Genomic DNA, 4,149 nt, shown 5'->3' with positions numbered 1-4,149 from the left:
CTGCACGTCTATGATTTTTTTAAAATACGTATTATGAAATTGATTCACTTAGTACACTAATTAAATAATCGAAATTTTTTCAATTTACGTATTTAAACATGCAAAAAAGCACTTGTCGCCTGTTATAGACAATCAAGTGCTTTAAGTTTATAAATTTTCTAAGTTTAATAATATTTGCAAGTTTTATAAGTTATTTTAGTATTGACAGTATGACATCTTTTTTATCACATGGCAAATGTAACGCTTAAACCCTTTAGCTTATTTAATCTCGTATGTTTGTTGCTTAATCATCCAATAGTGGTCCTTGTTATAAAATGTCATCTCGCCTGTTCTCGCTCTTATTACATTAGTATTAAAATAGCATCTCTTGATGGCTTGCCTTCATGAGTTATTAATTCAAATACAAAGATATTTTTAACTATCTACCAACTCTTTAGTAAACAGGTATAACATGGGTAGAATAATGGATCATCTATAAAAAATGTTCACATTATATTATGAATACCACTCATCGTCAGAAAATTTCTCGTCATCTTCACTAGGCTTTATATTGTTTATGTCTATGAATCTTTTTATTTCTGACCTCAACAACACCAAATCCTTACTCTCAATCACAAAGCCCCTATGGTTATTCCAACTCATATCAACCTCTAAATTTATATCCAACTCCCGACACCATTCAATAAAATCATACATAATCATTGTAAAACAAACGTTAAATTTATGAACCGAAACCCAAATACCTATTCTTCCATCTCCAAGATTTTGTTGTCGTAATTTTAAATCTTCATCTAAGAACCACTTAGTATGTTGTTGTTGCTTCTCCTCAAACATTAATTTGTATCCTCCTATTTTTTGTATAAACCTGTAAGCACATCCATTGCTGGACTTGTTCTTACGCTACCATAAATAACTTCTTCCCACGAACCATACTTTTCAAAAAGTTGTTCTGGTGTAGGCCCTTCTTCTCTTCCATATTGTTGAATATTACGCTCTTTCATGGCGGCTAGACCCTCAGAATTACTAGAATCATATGATTTCATTCTATCGAGATTACGTTTTTCAGACATTTTTCTTGCAATTTCTTCAATAGACATACCTTCACTTTGAAGTTTGGCAACCTCACTCTCAAGCTTTACTTTCTTTTGCTCCATATTTTTCAGATACTCCATTCTCTTAGCTCTTGCAGAAGCAACTTGCTCTTGGTTAGTCCAATCTACTCCAAACTTATCTAATGGCGATCCTTTTTCAGGAGAATAACCATAGACCGCATCTGAATTTGATTCAATCTCTTTTGCTATTTTCGGGTTACTTAAAGGATCAAATTTACCCGAACCCTTAGTCCCTATACTCGTACCCTCATCAAGATTCTTTACATACTCACCAAGTTGTTCTTTTTCTTTCTGAGTGGCTTTTTGGGCATCCTTCCCCTTGTTTGCATATTTATTGAAATCCTGAGCAGCTTCCAAACCTTTTTCCATATCTTTTAAGGCTTCCGCCACTTTTTTCCCTTTTCCCGCCTTCCCAAAAGGGCTGAGTGCCGATAACGTTGCTTCATTTCGTTTTTGAAGTGTCGCGTTTGGATTCGCTAGTGTGACAAAATCTTCGACAAACATTTTGTAACCAATCACTGCATATGTGGCTAAACCATCTGGGTCTGCTGTAGAAAGGGCACTCAGAACTTTACGCTTGTCCTGTAAAGTTGTCAGTGGATTGCCATCCTAAACTGAATACTTGTTTCCTATTAGTGCAACTGGACCTGATTATTCTTGCTTTCTACTGTAAAAGAAAAAAGACTGTAGACAAACTCGATTTTTTGCCGAGTTTGTCTACAGCTTGAGCGGTTATCTTAAAGATAACCGCCATAATTTCAAATTTCTTCAATTTCAGATCTCCTTTTAGCTTACTCCCATCAGGTAATGAAGGTTCAGTTTAACCACAAACTTCTTTGAGTTAAAAAAAACCTTAAAAGGCATATTGTAGTGCTCCCCAATTGTTAGACACATCTAATAATTGGGGAGCACTTCAAATAGCCAATTAAGAATCTTGTTACTTAAGTAGAACTGCTAAAAGGATAAGGTTTGTCCCATAGATTAACTGACAGGTTCATTTTGCATACTTGTTTTACAGCCTCATCACATCGCTCAGTACTCCCAATGTCAACATAATAATCATAATCAAATCTCACAAACATTGTTTCTGATTCTAATTCAACCCAAATATACTCCCTTAAAGCCAAGCGAATAATAAATTCTACTTCAGCAAAACTTATACTCATGCCTTGTTCAACAATCTGAAAATAATTAAGCATTTCTTTGGATTCCTCCAAGGAAAATCCTTTTTTCACAATATCATCCTCAATCACTTCCAAGCTTAGTGGTTTTTCAAGTTGTTTAACCATTAATTTAGTAGAGGTTGAAGAGGTCATAAAAACCTGAATAGCTTTAATAAACGTCTCTTCCATAGTTAAATATTCATTTACTGTAAATATTCTCCCATTATATCTTGTTCCTATATCAGAAACAGATGTCCAAGTAGGGCTTCCACCTTGTTGATTTAATGGATATTCGTCATCTTTATACTTAGAAATTTGCCAAAAGTAATTAATATTAATCACCAATCCTATTTAAATTTTTATCATATGTTCCTTTTCTAGTTTCCTTCCTAAACAAATCCTCTGGAGAATTTGCCTTGTTCCATACCCCACCATTATCAGTTGAACCGGTTGTCTTTCTGGGTGTATCAGGAGAAATATACTCTTTTCCATTGGTATAAACTGCTCTACCATGTGATTTTACTCCAGGAACTCGTTTATAACCTAAAATTTCTGCAGCAACATCGGCCTCCTTATCAGTTCTATACGGTCCATTGGGTGGAGTTGTCTTATTTGCAGGTGTCCAATTTCCTGTTTTATTATTGTAATCATCTGTTCTTTGTTCCTTACGTTCATAATAACCACCATATGCATCATTAGAATTACCATTACCCTTATTTACATACTCACCAAGTTGCTCTTTTTCTTTCTGAGTGGCTTTTTGGGCATCCTTCCCCTTGTTTGCATATTTATTGAAATCCTGAGCAGCTTCCAAACCTTTTTCCATATCTTTTAAGGCTTCCGCCACTTTTTTCCCTTTTCCCGCCTTCCCAAAAGGGCTGAGTGCCGATAACGTTGCTTCATTTCGTTCTTGAAGTGTCGCGTTTGGATTCGCTAGTGTGACAAAATCTTCGACAAACATTTTGTAACCAATCACTGCATATGGGGCTAAACCATCTGGGTCTGCTGTAGAAGGAGCACTCAGAACTTGACGCTTGTCCTGTAAAGTTGTCAGTGGATTGCCATCCTGAACTGAATACTTGTTTCCTATTGGTCCAACCGTCTTTCGGTCTTTAAGGTACTCGTCAAAGAATTTCGCTAATTCAGCTTCTCCTTGGATTTTATTACCGACTTTTTTGGATATTTTTTCTACTTTGCCTTTCGAAGGTTTTAATGGCACGACTGTCTCTTTCACCTTCGCTTTTACTTCCTTCACGGCTTGTTTTACCTTGGTAGAGGTTTTCTTTGCCGCCTGCTTCGCTGCAAGTACTACTTTCTTGGCAGTCCGCTTAAACTTCTTCACCATTTTACTCTTCGATAGATTATTTTTAAGCTTCCTGGCTTTTGTAAATACTTTCCCAATCTTTTTCTTGAGCTTTTTCTTTAGTTTTTTCTTCGCCTTTTTTAGAGCTTTTTTCAGTTTCTTTTTCGTATTTTTGATTTTCTTTTTTACAGACTTGGCGGCGTTCTTGACTTTGCCGACAGCTGGGATACTACCAAGAAAACTGCCTATCGAACCGAAAAAACCTTTCCCTTTCTTGGCCATTACGCACCACCCCCTGCGAGGGGAATCATGCCCATGACGTCGAGAGCGGATTCAAGGTCATCTCCGTTTCCCTCTTCCGCTGCACTAGATGCCGGAACAGGCGCCTTGATGGAGCCCTCCATTTCAACAATCTGTCCCTGCATATCGGTAATGCCATCGAGCACGATACTGCTGGAGCCACAGGTCAAGCGCATAGATTCTGTGGCGCTTATGGCGATGGTTTTACCTGCAAAGGTGATATTGTCATTGGCCTTGAGTGTAAGCGGATAGTTACTATGCACCTCAATTC

The 4,149-nt window shown here is 37.0% G+C and carries 4 protein-coding genes and 1 pseudogene; all 5 read right to left on the bottom strand.

The annotated features are described in order from the left end of the window. Window positions 1–495: 495 nt before the first annotated feature. Window positions 496–834: a hypothetical protein gene (locus tag H131_RS22040; RefSeq protein ID WP_010861355.1), complete on the bottom strand. Its 339-nt coding sequence runs from the start codon at window positions 832–834 to the stop codon at window positions 496–498. 14 nt (window positions 835–848) lie between these two features. Then, entirely contained in the window at window positions 849–1,616 is a 768-nt protein-coding gene (locus tag H131_RS25110) for a hypothetical protein (protein WP_051112231.1), read from the bottom strand. Window positions 1,617–2,053: 437 nt separating this feature from the next. After that, the gene (locus H131_RS22030) at window positions 2,054–2,617 is read right to left on the bottom strand and encodes a hypothetical protein (protein WP_010861353.1); all 564 of its coding nucleotides are present in this window, start codon (window positions 2,615–2,617) and stop codon (window positions 2,054–2,056) included. After that, complete coding sequence (locus H131_RS26215; protein ID WP_010861352.1) at window positions 2,610–3,860, bottom strand: toxin C-terminal domain-containing protein; 1,251 nt, start codon at window positions 3,858–3,860, stop codon at window positions 2,610–2,612. Before H131_RS26215 ends, H131_RS22030 begins: the two co-directional genes overlap by 8 nt. Beyond that, a pseudogene (locus H131_RS25105) lies at window positions 3,860–4,149 on the bottom strand (contractile injection system protein, VgrG/Pvc8 family); the annotation flags it as partial. The pseudogene H131_RS25105 and the gene H131_RS26215, both read right to left, overlap by 1 nt.

Source organism: Lysinibacillus sphaericus OT4b.31, from assembly GCF_000392615.1.
In the GTDB taxonomy this organism is placed as follows: domain Bacteria; phylum Bacillota; class Bacilli; order Bacillales_A; family Planococcaceae; genus Lysinibacillus; species Lysinibacillus sphaericus_B.
Note: the sequence above shows the minus strand (reverse complement) of the source record. Positions and strands in the feature narration are given on the sequence as shown.

What these genes read in the sequence shown, in the direction of transcription:
- H131_RS22040 (WP_010861355.1), bottom strand. Translation starts at nt 834, where the DNA reads ATGTTTGAGGAGAAGCAACAACAACATACTAAGTGGTTCTTAGATGAA.
- H131_RS25110 (WP_051112231.1), bottom strand. Translation starts at nt 1,616, where the DNA reads ATGTTTGTCGAAGATTTTGTCACACTAGCGAATCCAAACGCGACACTT.
- H131_RS26215 (WP_010861352.1), bottom strand. Translation starts at nt 3,860, where the DNA reads ATGGCCAAGAAAGGGAAAGGTTTTTTCGGTTCGATAGGCAGTTTTCTT.